Below are 266 nucleotides of genomic sequence, written 5' to 3'. Positions count from 1 at the left end.
CGGGTTCGTCGGGCAGATATGGAAACGGGGGCTTTCGACTCCGACCGACAACACCGACCCGGACGTGACTTTCAGCCGGGACGCACCGGGCGGATACTCGGTCGAGCGGATCAATGGTCATCGCTACCGACTCTACACGCTTAGAAAAGACACGGACGATTTGACGTATCAGGTTGGTCAGCCTATCGCGTTTCGCGAACAGACTGCTGGGCGCGCGGCGCTCGAAAGTCTTGTGCCGACGGTTTTTCTGATACTGCTCGTATGGA

General features: G+C 58.3%; 1 pseudogene. It reads left to right on the top strand.

Annotated elements, in window-relative coordinates:
- Positions 1-266, top strand: a pseudogene (locus SB753_RS37930) (two-component sensor histidine kinase); the annotation flags it as partial.

It is taken from the genome of Paraburkholderia sp. SIMBA_053, assembly GCF_046534895.1.
GTDB lineage: Bacteria > Pseudomonadota > Gammaproteobacteria > Burkholderiales > Burkholderiaceae > Paraburkholderia > Paraburkholderia caledonica.
The sequence above is the reverse complement of the archived record's forward strand: the minus strand, read 5'-3'. Positions and strand labels throughout refer to the sequence as shown.